We start from the raw sequence: 15463 nt of genomic DNA, 5'->3' as shown, positions 1-15463 counted from the left end.
CCGAGGCGGCAATGCCTTGGTCGACTGGCCCCGCGTGCCGGCGATCGGAGAGTTGGACGGCAAGCCAGGCCGGAGATGTCCCTGCACGTCGAGCGGTTTCAGCAACCGGGATGACCCCACGTACTGTGTAGTACTGACGAGTTTCATCGTCCAGACACTCGCGATTTGGAGAATGTAGCCGTGACCAGGTTCGACACCATCGAGCGCGCCGTCGCCGATATCGCCGCGGGCAAGGCCGTGGTCGTCGTCGACGATGAGGACCGGGAGAACGAGGGCGACCTCATCTTCGCCGCAGAGAAGGCCACGCCCGAGCTGGTCGCCTTCATGGTCCGCTACACCTCCGGTTACCTGTGTGTTCCGCTCGCCGGCGAGGACTGCGACCGCCTCGGTCTGCCGCCGATGTACGCGACGAATCAGGACAAGCACGGCACCGCCTACACCGTCACGGTGGACGCCCGGGAGGGGATCGGCACCGGAATCTCGGCCGCGGATCGCGCACAGACGATGCGGTTGCTCGCCGACCCGGGTACCGGTGCAAACGACTTCACCCGCCCCGGCCACGTGGTTCCGTTGCGCGCCAAGGAGGGCGGCGTGCTTCGGCGTCCGGGCCACACCGAGGCCGCGGTCGACCTCGCCCGCATGGCCGACCTGCGTCCGGCCGGCGTGATCTGCGAGATCGTCAGCCAGAAGGACGAAGGCGCGATGGCGCAGACCGACGAGCTGCGCGTCTTCGCCGACGAACACAATCTGGCGCTGATCTCGATCGCCGATCTGATCGCATGGCGGCGCAAGCACGAGAAGCATGTGGTGCGCGTGGCCGATGCGCGTATCCCGACCCGCCACGGCGAGTTCCGTGCCGTCGGGTACCAGAGCATCTACGAGGACGTCGAACACGTGGCGTTGGTGCGCGGCAACATCCCCGCGGAGGACGGCCGCGGCGAGGATGTGCTTGTGCGGGTGCACTCCGAGTGCCTCACCGGTGACGTGTTCGGGTCACTGCGCTGCGACTGCGGGCCGCAGCTCGATGCCGCACTCGACATGGTCGCCCAGGAGGGGCGCGGCGTCGTGCTCTACATGCGCGGGCACGAGGGCCGCGGGATCGGATTGCTGCACAAGCTGCAGGCGTACCAGTTGCAGGACTCCGGCCACGACACGGTGGACGCGAACCTGCAGCTCGGTCTTCCCGCCGATGCCCGCGACTACGGTATCGGCGCGCAGATTCTCGTGGACCTCGGCGTCAGGTCGATGCGGCTGCTCACCAACAACCCCGCCAAGCGGGTCGGTCTCGACGGGTACGGGCTGCACATCACCGCGCGTGTGCCGATGCCGGTGCGGGCGAACGCGGAGAACCTCACGTATTTGCGCACCAAGCGAGACCGGATGGGGCACGACCTGATCGGTCTCGACGATTTCGACGCCGGCGGAACACTGCGATGAGTGGCGAAGGCGTTCCCGATCTCGTCGTCAGCGGCGCGTCCAATCTGCGGCTCGGCGTCGTCGCTTCGCGCTGGCACGACGACATTTGCGAGGCTCTGCTCGCGGGCGCGCAGCGCGCGGCCAAAGCTGCCGGCGTACACGAGGTCACTATCGTGCGTTGCTCCGGTGCGGGCGAATTGCCCGTCGTGGCACAGGAACTCGCCCGCGACCACGATGCAGTCGTCGCGCTCGGTGTCGTGATCCGTGGTGGCACACCACATTTCGAGTACGTGTGTGACGCTGTCACGGCCGGGCTGACCCGTGTCTCACTCGACGCAAGTACTCCGATCGGTAACGGCGTGCTCACCACCAACAGCAAAGAGCAGGCGCTCGATCGTGCCGGGCTCCCCGACTCGTCCGAAGACAAGGGTGAAGAGGCGTGCGCCGCAGCGCTCGACGCTGCCGTCACCCTCCGCACGCTGCGCGAGAATCGATGACCCCCCCGACCGTGACTGCAGACACCGACTGGGAACTCGACGTCCGACCGCGCAAGACCGCGCGGGTCGCGATCGGGATTGCCACCGGCTTGGTCGTGCTCTTCATCGTCGTAGCGTTGCTGTTGCGCTCATCGGCGACCGGGGTGTACTTCGGAGTGTCGGATCAGATCGCCATGGTGCTGCTCGGTTTCCTGCTCGGCGGTGGCGTGCTGCTACTCGCTCGGCCGCGGCTGCGAGCCGGTGCGTCGGGAGTGCTCGTGCGCAATGCCTTCGGTGAGAAGCATGTCGATTGGAAGTCGATGCGGGGCTTGTCGTTTCCGGACGGCGCATCCTGGGCGCGGATCGATCTGCCCGACGACGAGTACATTCCGGTCCTCGCGATCCAGTCGAACGACCGCGACCACGCGGTCGCCGCGATCCAGCGGTTCCGCTCGCTGTACGTCAAGTACTCCGCCTGAGTTGCGCGCCGACCGCGCGCATCAGGGATCCGGGTAGTCCACGTCCGCACCGCCCGCCAGATCCGAGCAGTCGATTTCGACGAGATCGCTTCGGGTCGCGAGGAAGTCGCGCGCACCGCGGTCTCCGCGTGCGGTGGCGATGACGTCGGGCCACCAGCGTCGACCGATCAGCACCGGATGGCCGGGGCCCGTTCCGTAAGCGGCCCGCGCGAGCACGTCGGTCCCGGTGAGTGATCCGAGCCGGCGAACCACGTCCGCACCGACGTCGGGTAGGTCCACCAGGTGGACGAGCGCCGCGTCGGCGGCCGTCGCAGGCAGCGCCGCCAACCCGGCGCGTAGCGACTCGCCCATGCCGAGTGACCATTTCTCGCAACGTATCTCGGTGACACCCGTAGGGAGGCGCTGCGCGACTTCATCGCCGCGAGCGCCGGTCACCACGAGCACCGGATCGCAGCCGCCGTCGCGCAGCGCGTCGAGCGCGGTGGTCAGCAGCGACCGCCCGTGCACCGTCGCGAGCGCCTTCGGTCCGCCGAACCGACGTCCGGCACCGGCGGCAAGGAGCAGGCCGGCGAGACGCTCACCCACTCTTGACATCACCCATGACTGCGCCCTCGCGGCGCGGGTCGGCCCCGCCCACCCAGCCGTCGCCGTCGCGCTGGAGTGCGCTGAGTCCACTCGACTGTGGCGCGACCGAGACCTGATGTCCCATCGCTCGCAGTTGTTGTACCAGCGGGTCGTTCGCACCATCGTTGGACGCGTCGATATTGGGATGCTCGCCGCCGACATTGGTGGTGGGACTGTTCGCCGCGCCGAAATCGACCCCCGACACGGCCTGCTGTGGATCGAGACCCCAGTCGAGCGTGTTCACCAGGGTCTTCACCACGAACTGAATGATGACCGAACCGCCGGGTGACCCTGCGGCGTAGGCGATGTCCCCGCGCGAACCGTCCTTGCCGAGGTCGAACACCAGGGTCGGTGACATCGAGCTGCGCGGCCGCTTGCCCGCTTGGACCCGGTTCGCCAGCGGTGCGCCGTCCGCGCCGGTGGGGTTCGCGGAGAAATCGGTGAGCTGGTTGTTCAGCAGGAATCCGTCGACCATGTGGAACGATCCGAACGCCGACTCGACCGTGGTGGTCATCGATGCGACATCGCCGTACCTGTCGGCCACCGTGATCTGGCTCGTGCCATGCTCGCGGTCCTGGGTCTGCGGCGCCAGCGGCACCGGGCCGAAATCACCCGGTTGTGCGGTGCCCATGCTCTTGTTCGGGTCGATCAGGCCGGCGCGCTGTTTCAGATAGTCCGGGTTGAGCAAAGTGTCCGGCGAATTACCCGGTAGTGGTACGAAATCGGAGTCGGCGACGTACTTGTCGCGGTCGGCATAGGCGAGTCGCTCCGCCTCGGCGATAAGGTGCACCGCCGGTGCGGTCGGTTTGCCGCCGTTGCGATCCACCTCGGTCGGCCCCATCGTGCCGAGATCGAAATTCGAGAGGATCCCCAGCGTGGACGCGACCGCGATGCCGCCCGAGGAGGGATTCGGCATGCCGCAGATCTCGTGCTCACGGTAGGTCGTACACAGCGCCGTCCGCTTCTTGGCCTGGTACCCGCTCAGATCGTCGAGCGTCATCTGGCCCGGTGTGCGTCCGCCGGTCGGAGCGGCCTGCGCGTCGATGATGTTGCGGGCGGTAGCGCCGGTGTAGAACGCGTCGGCGCCGTCGGTGGCGATCGCGCCGAGGGTCTTGGCCATTGCCGGATTGGTCAGCGTCGTGCCCACCGGCTTGGGAGAGCCGTCGGGGTTGAGGAAATAGGACCTCGCGTTGTCGTCCACCGCGAGCTGCGGCGCGGACTCGGCAATCTGCTGTGCCATGCGGGGGCTGATGGTCAAACCGTTGTCGGCGAGTGTGATCGCGGGCTGGAACAGGTTGCTCCACGTCGTCTGACCGTGATCGGCATGCGCGAGCGCCAGCATCCGCAACACGCCGGGCACACCGATGGACCGTCCGCTGGCGCGTGCGTCGGGGCGGGGCAGTGTGCGGTCGGTGTCGCTGACCCAGCGCAGGTAGTTCTCGGTCGCCGCGGCCGGTGCGGTCTCGCGGCCGTCGTAGGCGTCGACCGTTTTCGAATCGTGGTCGTAGTACAGCAGGAAGGCGCCACCACCGATCCCGGAAGATTGCGGCTCGACGAGGCCGAGCACCATCTGAGCGGCGATCAGCGCGTCCGCAGCGGTGCCGCCGTCCCGCAACACCTCGCACGCCGCCTGGGTGGACACCGGATTGGCGGTCGACACCGCGTAGGACGCGGTGTGGACCGCGGTCATGTCCGAGCGGTAACCGGTAGCGACCTCAGGATTCGTCGACAGGTTCTGTGTGGTCGGGGGCGCACCCGATACGGGGGGAGCCGTCGGGGACGCGGTGACCGGGGTGCCGTTCGGCGTCTCGACGCAGGTCTGCGCGGCGCTCGCCGCAGACTCCTCGTTGTCGTCCGACGAGCAGCCGACCACGAGGCCGAATGCTGCGACAACCGCGATGGCGGCACGAATTCCCTTGCCCGATCTCATCGCGGCGGTCATGGCCCGAAACTAACACCGCAGGGTGCGCCGGTGCGGGCGATCAGCAGCTCGGAACGAACGCAGGAAATACACCTGCTCACCTGATCAGATGAATTATTGGGGAGTAACCTGCGATGGGTGAGCACTTCGGCGACGTTGGCTATGCACATGAGCGACGGCATCGTCAACGCTCCGACGTCGGCGTTGTTCGCGGCGATCGCCATCGGGGGTGTGGGGTTCGCCGCGTGGCGGGCCAGAACCGAACTCGACGAGCGGACAGCCCCGATGGCCGGACTCGTCGCCGCCTTCATCTTCGCCGTGCAAATGGTCAATTTCCCCGTTCTGCCCGGCGTGAGCGGACACGTGCTCGGTGGGGCGCTCGCCGCGATCCTGGTCGGACCGTACGTCGGTGTCCTCTGCATTTCTGTCGTGCTGGTCGTGCAGGCGCTGCTCTTCGCGGACGGCGGGCTCACCGCGCTCGGGACGAACATCACGAACATGGCGCTGATCGGTGTGACCGTCGGCTATCTGGCCGCGCGCGTGCTGGCGCCGGTGTTGCTGGCGCGTCGCGAGTCCGGCCTGGCCGTGCTGGCCTTCCTCGCCGGGCTCATCGGAACACTCTGTGCCGCACTCGGCTTCGTGCTCGAGTACGCGATCGGGGGAGCGGCCGGAGCATCGCTGGGGACCGTCACCGGCTACATGGTGATTACCCATGCCCTCATCGGCGTCGGCGAGGGCGTGATCACCGCGATCACGGTCACCTCCGTCGCGGCCGCGCGGCCCGACCTGGTGTATCTGCTCCGCACCCGGTCTCGGTCGACGGCCTCGCGCCGCGCGCGCGTGTCCGCAAACCAGTTCCTGGTCGGCTTTGCGCTCGTGGCCGTGACCGTCGCCGGACTGCTGTCCTATCTGGCCGGCAGTGCACCCGACGGCCTCGACGCCACCACCCAGCGTGGATGCACCGTGAGCGAAGTCGGTGGGGTCGAGCAACTCGACGGCACGTGCATCGCCCAGCAGGCCAACCAACACCACCCGGTGAACTCCCCGTTGGCCGGCTACACGGTCGACGGTAACGGCGCCCTCACCGGCGTTGCGGGGGTACTCGGGGTCGCCGCCGCATTCGCCATACTCGTCGCGCTCGTCCGCGCCATCGGGGCCCGACGGCGTCCGGCGCCAACGAGCGACGGAACCGCACGCAGCCTGGCCGGGCGGACGCCTTAGGTGGTCGCCGTTCCAGCGCTTTACCTGCCCGGGCGGTCGTCGGTGCACCGGCTGCCGGCAGACGTCAAGGTGGTCGCTGCGATTCTCGCGGTCTGCGCCGTCGTCGCGACCCCACGCGACGTGGTCTGGCCGTATGCCTGCTACGCAGCCATCCTGTTCGCGGTATGGGTCACCGCCCGAATCCCGTTGCGCTGGATGGCGCCCCGGATGCTGATCGAATTGCCGTTCGTGGTGCTGGCCGTGCTCTTGCCGTTCGCCGCCGGTACGCCGCGCACGGACGTGCTCGGAATGTCGCTGTCGACGCCCGGTTTGCACGCGGCGTGGGGAATCGTCGCGAAGGGCACGATCGGTGTTGGTGTTTCGCTCACCCTCGCCGCCACCACGCAGGTCCGCGACCTGCCCGGAGCGCTGACCCGGCTACGGGTCCCCGGCATGATCACCACTGTCGTCGTACTCATGTTGCGCTATGTCGATCTGCTCGTGGCCGAGGCCGGACGAATGCGGCTCGCCCGGATCGCCCGCGGTGACGACCCGCGAACGTTGCGGCAGGCCGCGGCGACCGCGCGGGGGGCCGGGGCGCTGTTCCTGAGGTCCTACGAACGGGGCGAGCGGGTGCACCTCGCGATGCTCTCGCGCGGATACGCCGGTGCCGTGCCCGGTTACGGGAGCCCGGCACCGACCGCGCGGATCTGGCTCGTTGCGCTCGTGCCCGGCACGGCGGCGGTGGCGGTCTGTGCCATGTCATGGACGTTGCGATGAACAGGCCACTCCCCGCGGTCTCCTTGCGCGGTGTGAGCTACGACTATCCCAACGGCACACCCGCGTTGCGCGAGATCGACCTGGACATCGACGTCGGGGAGCGGGTCGCCGTGCTCGGCCCGAACGGGGCGGGCAAGTCCACCCTGATGCTGCACGTCAACGGGGTTTACACGGCACACGCGGGCACCGTCTCGATCAACGGCCTCGAGCTCCGCAGGGACACGGTGCGCGAAATCCGGCGTCGGGTCGGCGTGGTCTTCCAGGATCCCGACGACCAGTTGTTCATGCCGACAGTCGCGCAGGACGTCGCGTTCGGACCGGCAAACTTCGGGACGACGGCGGCCGAACTCGACAATCGGGTGCACGAAGCGCTCGCAGCGGTGGGTATGACGGCGCTCGCGGACCGCTCGCCCGCGCACCTCTCGGTTGGTGAACGCCGCCGCGCCGCGCTGGCCACGGTGCTGTCCTGCCGGCCGGATGTCCTTGTCCTCGACGAACCGTCGGCGAACCTGGACCCGGAGTCGCGGCGTGAGCTCGCCGACGTACTGCTCGCACTGGACACGACGATCATGCTCGTCACCCACGACCTGCCCTACGCTGCCCGGATCTGCGATCGTGCGGTGCTGCTCGACGCGGGCCGGGTCGTCGCCGACCGGCCCATCGCCGAACTGCTCGACGACGAGGCGCTGCTTGCCCGCCATCGGATGAGCTGAGCGAAGCTGTCTGCGCGCGCGACTAATCTGGATTACGTGGCAGATCCCGCAACGTACCGACCGGCCCCCGGCAGCATCCCGGTCGAACCAGGGGTCTACAAGTTCCGCGACCAGTACGGGCGGGTCATCTACGTCGGCAAGGCGAAGAGCCTGCGCAGCCGGCTGAACTCCTACTTCGCCGACGTTTTCTCGCTGCATCCGCGCACCCGCCAGATGGTCACCGCGGCCGCGAGCGTGGAATGGACGGTGGTGTCCACCGAGGTCGAGGCGCTGCAGCTCGAGTACAACTGGATCAAGGAATTCGATCCCCGGTTCAATGTCCGCTACCGCGACGACAAGTCGTATCCGGTGCTCGCCGTGACGCTGAACGAGGAGTATCCGCGGCTGTTCGTCTATCGCGGTGCCCGCCGCAAAGGCGTGCGGTACTTCGGCCCGTACTCACATGCCTGGGCGATCCGGGAAACCCTGGATCTGCTGCTGCGGGTGTTCCCGTCCAGAACGTGCTCGACGGGAGTGTTCAAGCGGCACAACCAGATCGGACGGCCGTGTCTGCTCGGCTACATCGACAAATGCTCCGCGCCGTGCGTCGGACGGGTGAGCGCGGCCGAGCACCGCCAGATCGTGGAGGACTTCTGCGACTTCCTCGCCGGAAAGACCGACCGGCTCGTGCGCGATCTGGAGAACCGGATGCGTGCGGCATCGGAGGCGCTCGATTTCGAGTCCGCGGCGCGGCTGCGTGACGATATCGCCGCGCTGCGGCGAGCGCTGGAGAAGCAGGCCGTGGTGCTCGGCAACGGCACCGACGCGGACGTGGTCGCGTTCGCCACCGACGATCTGGAGGCCGCGGTCCAGGTATTCCATGTCCGCGGTGGACGGGTGCGTGGGCAACGCGGCTGGGTGGTGGAAAAGTCTGGCGAGGCAATCGAACCCACCATCGACGAGACGCCCGAGGATGGCCTGGCCGTACTCGTCGAACAGTTCGTCACGCAGTTCTACGGCGAGCAGGCAGCCTTCGCCGCCGCCGAATCCGACGGTGCGGATGTGCAGCCGACCTCCGCGGTGCCGCGCGAAGTGCTGGTGCCGACGCTGCCGCGTGACGCGGATCAGGTGCAGCAGTGGCTGTCCCGGCTGCGCGGTTCGGCGGTGCAGTTGCGGGTGCCGCAGCGCGGCGACAAGAAGGCGCTCGCCGACACGGTGCAGCGCAACGCTGCCGACGCGCTCACGCAGCACAAACTCAAGCGCGCCAGCGATTTCGATGCACGCTCGGCCGCCCTGCAGGGCATTCAGGATGCGCTCGACCTGGACACCGCACCGCTGCGGATCGAGTGCGTCGACATCAGCCACGTGCAGGGCACCGACGTAGTCGCTTCGCTGGTGGTGTTCGAGGACGGCCTGCCGCGCAAGTCGGACTATCGGCACTACACCATCAGGGAAGCCGCAGGCGAGGGCCGTTCCGACGACGTGGCCAGCATCGCCGAGGTCACCCGGCGCCGCTTCCTGCGGATGCGCACCGACAGCATCGGCGAATCGGAGGAACTGGTCCGGGCGACGGCGGCCGCGATCGACCCGCAGACCGGACGCCCGCGCCGATTCGCCTACCCACCCAACCTGTTTGTCGTCGACGGCGGCGCGCCACAGGTCGCGGCCGCGGCGGAGGTGCTCGACGAACTCGGGATCACCGACGTCGCGGTGATCGGGCTGGCGAAACGCTTGGAAGAGGTCTGGGTGCCGGGTGAGGCCGATCCGGTGATCCTGCCGCGCACCAGCGAATCGCTGTATCTGCTGCAACGGATCCGGGACGAAGCGCACCGGTTCGCGATCACCTTCCACCGCAGCAAGCGATCGCGCCGGATGACCGCGTCGGCGTTGGACTCCGTGCGCGGGTTGGGGGAGACCCGCCGCACGGCGCTGGTCATGCACTTCGGCTCGGTCGCGAACCTGAAGAAGGCCAGCGTGGAGGAGATCACCGAGGTGCCGGGTATCGGACTGACCACGGCGAAGGCGGTACGAGCGGCGCTCGGTGCCGGGTCCGACGGCGAGGGCGCAGATCGGGCCGTCGGCAGCGAGTAGGTAGCTCGGTGGATCAGGGTTCCATTCCCGCAGCGGCCGGTGGCGCCTGAAGGGTCGGTGCAGGCCGAAGGAGAGGCGCAGTCGGGGGGAGGGGCACGAAGGCGGCGCCGCGCGACGGTGTGGTGAGGGTCGCCGTCGGAGATGTGGTGACGGCCGCCGGCTGCGTGCTCGCCGGTGCCGATGCAGGCGTGGACGTGAAACTTGTTGCGCCCGAAGCTGCTTCCAGTTCGCATCCGCTCAGTGCCGCGACGACGGAAAGCGTGACCCCGGCGAACGCGGTGGCAAGGGGCGCACGTCGGTGGCGGGCGTATTTGTGAACACGAGTGTTCGTCATAACCGAATGATGCGACTCGGCGCGGAGATCGTCGTGGGTAGTGCGCTACTCGAATTGGCGCGGCCGGGTCCCCGAGTAGTCGACCATGCGCTTGGCATTCGACAGCGCGGTGACGACGCCGGTACCGAATGCGCCGTCGGTGTCGAACAGCGTCGACGTACCGACCGAGATGCCGTCGGTGGCCAGGTGGTTGTCGGCCTCGACGCCGATCTCCCGGCCGACCGGCAGCCGGGTCAGGGCAACGGTGAGGTCGGCGTTGATGTAGCCGACTCCTTCCGAACCCCAGTTGTTGACCATGCTGGTCAGCTCACCGACGGTGACCGCGGTGATGAACGGTGACGGGGTTTCCCCGGCGACGAGGTCGAGTTGGCGCAGCCAGATCCGCTTACGGCTCACACCCTGGTGGTCGCCGCGATGCCGAGTCCACCCGCCGGCATCGCTGCCCCATACCGCATGATGTGGACGGTCGGTCGGGTCGGTCAGGCTCGCCGGTGGGACCTGCGGCCGTTCCGCGCGCGACCAGAACTCGCCCGGCGGCGGCGAGGATCGGCGCAGAAACACCACACTCGCGCGCGCGACCGGCTCGCCGTCCTGGACGATCTCCGCGTCCGCGACCCGAATTCGGTTGCCGTCGCGGACCAGGGTGGTGGCGACGTCGAACCGCTTGGTGCGGGCCGGGCGGAACATGTCGACGGTCAGTCGCGACGGTTGAAAGTCGTGCGCACCGTAGGCGTTCTCGATCGCCCGCGCGAGCACCCCGCACACCACCGGTCCGCTCAGCATGTCCGGCGCCCACGAACTCACTGCATACTTCGTCGGCACCAGGTCGGCTCCGCCCTGCTCGAAATAGGCCAGCGATGTGCTCATGAACGTCGATCCTCCGTACTCGCGGCATCGCTCGGAGAGCCGCTCGGATCAAGGTAGCGGGCGCGTTCCGCCGCGGTTCGGCCGGATGGGATAATCGCATGGAGTCGGCCGCAGGCCATTAAGCTGCACAGATGTGAGCGCCTGGCCGCTGGTCGAGCGGCAGACCGAGTTCGACGAGATCCGTGCGGTGCTGACCGGTCGGGGGGACGCCGGGGGTGTCCTGCTCACCGGTGCAGCGGGCGTCGGCAAGACGACGCTGGCGCGGGCGGTGACCAAGACCCTCCCCGGTCACGTGCGCTGGGTCGCCGGTACCGAGTCGGCTCGCAGCATCCCGCTCGGAGTGTTCGCGCACGTCGTCGGGCCGACGACCTCGCGCGACCCGGTGACGTTTATGTCCGCGGCGCGCAAGGCGCTGCTCGCCGAGAGCGGCGTGGTGATCGGCGTCGACGACGCCCACCTGCTGGACCGGCTTTCGGCAACCCTGCTGCACCAGATCGCGATCGACCGGGCCGCGCCGATCGTGGCCACTGTTCGTTCCGGCGAGACGGTGCCCGACGCGGTCACCTCGCTCTGGAAGGACGGTCACCTCCGACACATTGACCTCACGCCGTTCACCAAGCAACAGAGCGTCGAACTGGTGGAAGCGATGCTGAGCGGTCCGCTCGAAGGACTGAGTGCAGAACTGATCTGGGAGGCGTCGGCCGGCAACGCGTTGTACCTGCGGCACCTCGTTGACGGTGCGCTGGAAGCAGGTTCGCTGCGCGAAGCGAATGGCGTGTGGCAGTTGCGCGGGCGGGCAACTGTGACCGCGGAGCTCGCGACGCTCCTCGCGGACCGACTCGATCGGTTGCCGGATGCTGTGCTCAACACGCTGCGGCTGCTGACCCTGTGCGAGCCGATCGACGCCGACGTTCTTGCCGAGGTGGCCGGCGAGCAGGCGGTCGAAGACGCCGAGAATCAACGACTCGTGCGGCTGGTGCCGGTCGACGGCCGCCTCGATGCCCGATTGCAGCATCCGCTGTTCGGCGAGGTGCTGCGCCGCTCGCTCGGCGTTGCCGCCGCCCGCCGGTTGCGCGGGCGGCTGGTCGCGACACTGGCCGCGCGCCCGGTGGACTCCGTCGCGGATCGAATACGGCTGGCCGAACTCGGGCTCGACAGCGACCGGCGCCCCGATGTCGCGCTGCTGGACGCGGCAGCCAATGACGCGATGGCACTCGCCGACGTGGCACTGAGCGAACGGTTCGCCCGAGCGGCGGTCGATGCGGGTGGCGGCGCGACGTCCGCGGCGATGCTCGCTCGCGTACTTCTGTGGCAGGGCGAGGCGGTGGAAGCGGAGTCCACGCTCACCGCGCATCCACCGATCGAGTCCGACCAGATCCAGCTGGTCCGCTGGGGTCTCACCCGGATCGCGAATTCGCTGTGGTCTCTTGGCGATTCCGTGCGGGCCGACCAACAACTCGCGGCGATGCGGAAACAGATCACGATTCCGGCGCTGTCGCTGATCGTCGAGGGCGCTGCGTCGGCATGCGCGCTGCACGAGAACCGGCTCGACGAGGCGGTGGCCGCGGCCGAACGGGTACTGAGCGCGCGCGGCGCACCGCCGGTGGCAATCGAGTGGGCCTGCTTCGGGGGAGGGCGGGCGCTCGCGCTGATGGGCCGTAGCTCCGAGGTAATGCGCGTGGTCGACCGAATGGACGCCGTCGCGGGCGAGTTGGATGGCCTGCTGCGTTATCCGGCGGCGCTCTGCGAAGTGCAGGCGCTCGCATTCACCGGCGATCTCGAACGTGCGCTCGCTCGCGCCGAGGCCTACCGTGAGTTCTCCTCCGCCGGTCAATTCATCGCATGGGCGTTGGCGAACACGATGATCGGTACGGCGAATGTCGCCATGGGTCGGTTCGGCGACGCCGTGCCTCGCCTCGAACAGGCGATCGCGGCCTTTCCGGAGAAATCGGCCGCCACGTGGAGCCTACCGGCGAAGATTCTGCTCATTGAGGGCTACGCCGCCCTCGGGCGGAGCGCCGACGCGGCGCGGTTGTGCACGGACGCGAAGTCCCGGATGGGCCGGCACGTGGCGCTGTTCGGCCCGCAGCTGGATGTGGCCGAGGCGTGGCTGGCGGCCGCGGAAGGTGCCGTCGGCCGCAGTGTCGAACTCGCCAGGGCTGCCGCAGAATCCGCGACGGCGTCGGGCCAGTTGGCCGTCGCGGCCGAGGCGTGGCACACGGCCAGTCGCTTCGGCGACCGGACCGCCGCCGCGCCGCTGGCCGAGTTGGCGGAGCGAATCGACGGTCGGTTGGTGGCAGTGCAGACTCGGCACGCTGCCGCCGTCGCCGCGGGCGACGGGAAGGGCCTCGACGCAGTAGCCGCCGAATTCGAGGCCATGGGCGCGCTGCTGTCCGCGGCCGACGCGGCCGCGCAGGCGGCGACAGCGCACGGCGGGGATTTTCGCGTGGACGAGCACCGGTCGGCGGCCCACGCCAATCGCCTCGCCGTACTGTGCGGTGGGGCACGTACACCCGCGCTGCTGGCCGCGGCCAACCCGCTGCCGCTCACCGTCCGGGAGCGGGAGATCGCCAACCTCGTCGCGACGGGTCTGACCAATCGGTTGATCGCCGAGCGCCTTGTCGTCTCGGTGCGCACCGTCGAAGGTCACCTCTACCGGATCTGCGCGAAGCTCGGTGTCGCCGACCGGTCCGAACTCGCGAAACTCATCCGCGGTGAGGGCCGATGAGCCGCGCCCTTGCTCAGCAGCTGAAATCGACTACGACGTCCTGCGGCCGCGTCGAGTTTCGGACGAAAATCTGCTCGAGCGAACGGGTTTCGGCGATGATCTGCATGCCGGTTTTGCTGAACGTCGCCTCGTTGTACACGTTGCGCGCGAGCAGGGGATTCGTCAGCGCCTGGGTGAACGCGTCGTAGCCGACCATGGTGCCGAGCAATTCGCCCATCATCAGGTCCATTCCCGGGGGCGGATCCTCGGCGAACAGTCCGACGTACCACTCCAGATTCTCGATCCCGCCGTAGAGCGATTCGAGCCGTGCGATCAGCTTGTCGTCCGACGTCAGCTGGTCGTAGCTCGTCAGCCGTTCGAGTCCGAACTGCACGCGGTAGTCGTTGTAGGAGGCCAACTTCGCCTTCCTCATCAACGAGACGGTCCGCTCCATCACCGAGGGAATCGGGTCGGCGGGGCCATCGCGGTCGACGAGGAATGTCGGCGTGTTCTGCAGCCCGATCCGGCCGGCGCGGGTACGCGAGCACTGCGCCATCAGCGCCTCGATGCCCGAGTCGATCACGAGTTGGTTGTTGTCGAGGAAGTCCTCGTGCTCGAGCGCGTCGTCCCCGTCGCCGATGGTGTCCGGGACCAGCGAATGCCACCGGTAGAGCAGGTTGAACTCCACGGCGATCCAGTTCGGCCGGTTCCAGTTGCGTTTCTCGGCGACGAACGGCACGAGTTCGAGTGGAAGATATTTCGGCCCGATGTGTTTGATGTAGTCCTCGATGACGATCTTCAGCAGTTCGACAATGAGGACGTTGCGAGTGGTTTCGAACAGTGCGTCCGAGCCCCACTTGGGATGCTTCGCCTCGAGAATTGCGGCGACCCGGTTGTGCTCACGCAGGAACATCGTGTTGAGCATGACGTGCCCGATCGTGGAGTTCCCGTACTCGAGGCCGACCGCGAACATCTGTCGCCGCCGCTCGTTCGGAACGCGCCCGAGGATGGCCGCCATGGTGTCCGCGGGGTGCAGGTTGGCGAACCGTGGGTCCACCTCGAGGTCGCCCGCCGCGTTCTCGCGGTGCAGGTAGAGCGGATATTCTTCGCCGCCGATCAGCTGACTTGCGAGCCTGCCGTTTTCGCCACGGAGCATGGCGGTCTTCTCTTCGGTCAGGCCGTAGATCTGGCACAGGTCGATCTCATGGTTCGAGCTGGTCTTGCGGGAGTCCTTGCTGGTGCGTAGGAAGCTGTCGGTGAACCACTGCGCGAAGAAACCGAACGCGACACTGGTGTCGTCGGCGGGCAGCATCTGCTCGCGCCGAAACAGCGCGGCGACCTCCGCCTCGGGGGGCCGCCGCGGCGACTCACCGGTCGGGGGCGGCAGGTGACGGCCGCTGAAGGTCCGGTCGGTGAGGCTGCGCCAGGTCGTGTAGTCGCCGGCCATCGAAAGCGGCCGCGGGCGCGGCGACGTGGCCTTGCCGTACTTGTCGATGACGAGGCGACTGACGAACCGACGGACCTTCGGATACCGGTACAGCGGCTCCATTCGTTTCAGGACAGTGCTTTGTATGCGCGCCTGCCGGGATAGCCGCGGGCCGCGCTGTGGCGCGTCCGGGCGGCGTAGAAACATCGGTGTCGGTGCGAACATCATTTCTCCGATCTGCGTATTGGTGCCGAGCCGAATTCGCGAGCGGGCAGCCGGTTCGACGGGGCTGCACCTCGATCCTCGGCGCCTCGGGATCCGCGGGCACGAGTAGTGCGCTACTCGACTGCCGCGGTCTGCGCTTCCTCACCGTGCGGACATCGGTTCAGCGATACAGTTGCAGCCACATTGCTGGTGACGGCGAACGGCACGGCCGAGGCAGGGTGGGTC

The 15463-nt window shown here is 68.1% G+C and carries 12 protein-coding genes and 1 pseudogene; 9 read left to right on the top strand and 4 right to left on the bottom strand.

The annotated features are described in order from the left end of the window. Nucleotides 1–180 precede the first annotated feature (180 nt). Genes OG921_RS18710 through OG921_RS18700 form a run of 3 tightly spaced genes read left to right on the top strand, consistent with a single transcriptional unit; the run spans nt 181 to nt 2371 of the window. Nucleotides 181–1437 carry a bifunctional 3,4-dihydroxy-2-butanone-4-phosphate synthase/GTP cyclohydrolase II gene (locus OG921_RS18710; protein ID WP_266114022.1) on the top strand — a complete coding sequence of 419 codons (1257 nt, stop codon included), beginning with the start codon at nt 181–183 and terminating at the stop codon, nt 1435–1437. Further along, nucleotides 1434–1913: a 6,7-dimethyl-8-ribityllumazine synthase gene (gene ribH, locus OG921_RS18705; protein WP_266114021.1), complete on the top strand. Its 480-nt coding sequence runs from the start codon at nt 1434–1436 to the stop codon at nt 1911–1913. The genes OG921_RS18710 and ribH overlap by 4 nt, the downstream gene beginning before the upstream one ends. Beyond that, nucleotides 1910–2371: a PH domain-containing protein gene (locus OG921_RS18700; RefSeq protein WP_266114020.1), complete on the top strand. Its 462-nt coding sequence runs from the start codon at nt 1910–1912 to the stop codon at nt 2369–2371. The genes ribH and OG921_RS18700 overlap by 4 nt, the downstream gene beginning before the upstream one ends. Before the next feature lie 21 nt (nt 2372–2392). Here the strand turns inward: OG921_RS18700 and OG921_RS18695 are convergent, their stop codons facing one another. Continuing rightward, nucleotides 2393–2965, bottom strand: a complete 573-nt coding sequence (locus tag OG921_RS18695) for an NTP transferase domain-containing protein (protein WP_266114019.1) — start codon at nt 2963–2965, stop codon at nt 2393–2395. Further along, the gene (locus tag OG921_RS18690) at nt 2949–4937 is read right to left on the bottom strand and encodes a gamma-glutamyltransferase family protein (RefSeq protein ID WP_266114018.1); all 1989 of its coding nucleotides are present in this window, start codon (nt 4935–4937) and stop codon (nt 2949–2951) included. The genes OG921_RS18695 and OG921_RS18690 overlap by 17 nt, the downstream gene beginning before the upstream one ends. Nucleotides 4938–5078: 141 nt before the next feature. On the opposite strand from OG921_RS18690, the pseudogene OG921_RS18685 reads away from it, so the two are divergent. The 5 genes and pseudogenes from OG921_RS18685 to uvrC form a co-directional block, all read left to right on the top strand. Further along, nucleotides 5079–5720: pseudogene (locus OG921_RS18685) on the top strand (energy-coupling factor ABC transporter permease); the annotation flags it as partial. Further along, nucleotides 5706–6137, top strand: coding sequence for a PDGLE domain-containing protein (locus OG921_RS18680; protein ID WP_266114260.1), 432 nt, complete (start codon nt 5706–5708; stop codon nt 6135–6137). The pseudogene OG921_RS18685 and the gene OG921_RS18680, both read left to right, overlap by 15 nt. Beyond that, nucleotides 6138–6896, top strand: a complete 759-nt coding sequence (gene cbiQ / locus OG921_RS18675) for a cobalt ECF transporter T component CbiQ (RefSeq protein WP_266114017.1) — start codon at nt 6138–6140, stop codon at nt 6894–6896. Next, entirely contained in the window at nt 6893–7609 is a 717-nt protein-coding gene (locus OG921_RS18670) for an energy-coupling factor ABC transporter ATP-binding protein (RefSeq protein ID WP_266114016.1), read from the top strand. The genes cbiQ and OG921_RS18670 overlap by 4 nt, the downstream gene beginning before the upstream one ends. 36 nt (nt 7610–7645) lie before the next feature. After that, nucleotides 7646–9679 carry an excinuclease ABC subunit UvrC gene (gene uvrC, locus OG921_RS18665; RefSeq protein ID WP_266114013.1) on the top strand — a complete coding sequence of 678 codons (2034 nt, stop codon included), beginning with the start codon at nt 7646–7648 and terminating at the stop codon, nt 9677–9679. Nucleotides 9680–10058: 379 nt separating this feature from the next. On the opposite strand, the gene OG921_RS18660 is transcribed toward uvrC, so the two are convergent. Next, nucleotides 10059–10880, bottom strand: a complete 822-nt coding sequence (locus OG921_RS18660) for a thioesterase family protein (protein ID WP_266114011.1) — start codon at nt 10878–10880, stop codon at nt 10059–10061. A 133-nt stretch (nt 10881–11013) separates the two neighbouring features. On the opposite strand from OG921_RS18660, the gene OG921_RS18655 reads away from it, so the two are divergent. Further along, a complete protein-coding gene (locus OG921_RS18655; protein ID WP_266114010.1) occupies nt 11014–13608 on the top strand; it encodes a LuxR family transcriptional regulator in 2595 nt (864 codons plus the stop codon). 13 nt (nt 13609–13621) lie between these two features. On the opposite strand, the gene OG921_RS18650 is transcribed toward OG921_RS18655, so the two are convergent. Continuing rightward, a complete protein-coding gene (locus OG921_RS18650; RefSeq protein ID WP_266114009.1) occupies nt 13622–15136 on the bottom strand; it encodes a peroxidase family protein in 1515 nt (504 codons plus the stop codon). Nucleotides 15137–15463 lie beyond the last annotated feature (327 nt).

The sequence above is a fragment of the Aldersonia sp. NBC_00410 genome, assembly GCF_026342035.1.
Taxonomy (GTDB): domain Bacteria; phylum Actinomycetota; class Actinomycetes; order Mycobacteriales; family Mycobacteriaceae; genus Aldersonia.
This window is presented reverse-complemented; position numbering and strand designations above follow the sequence as displayed.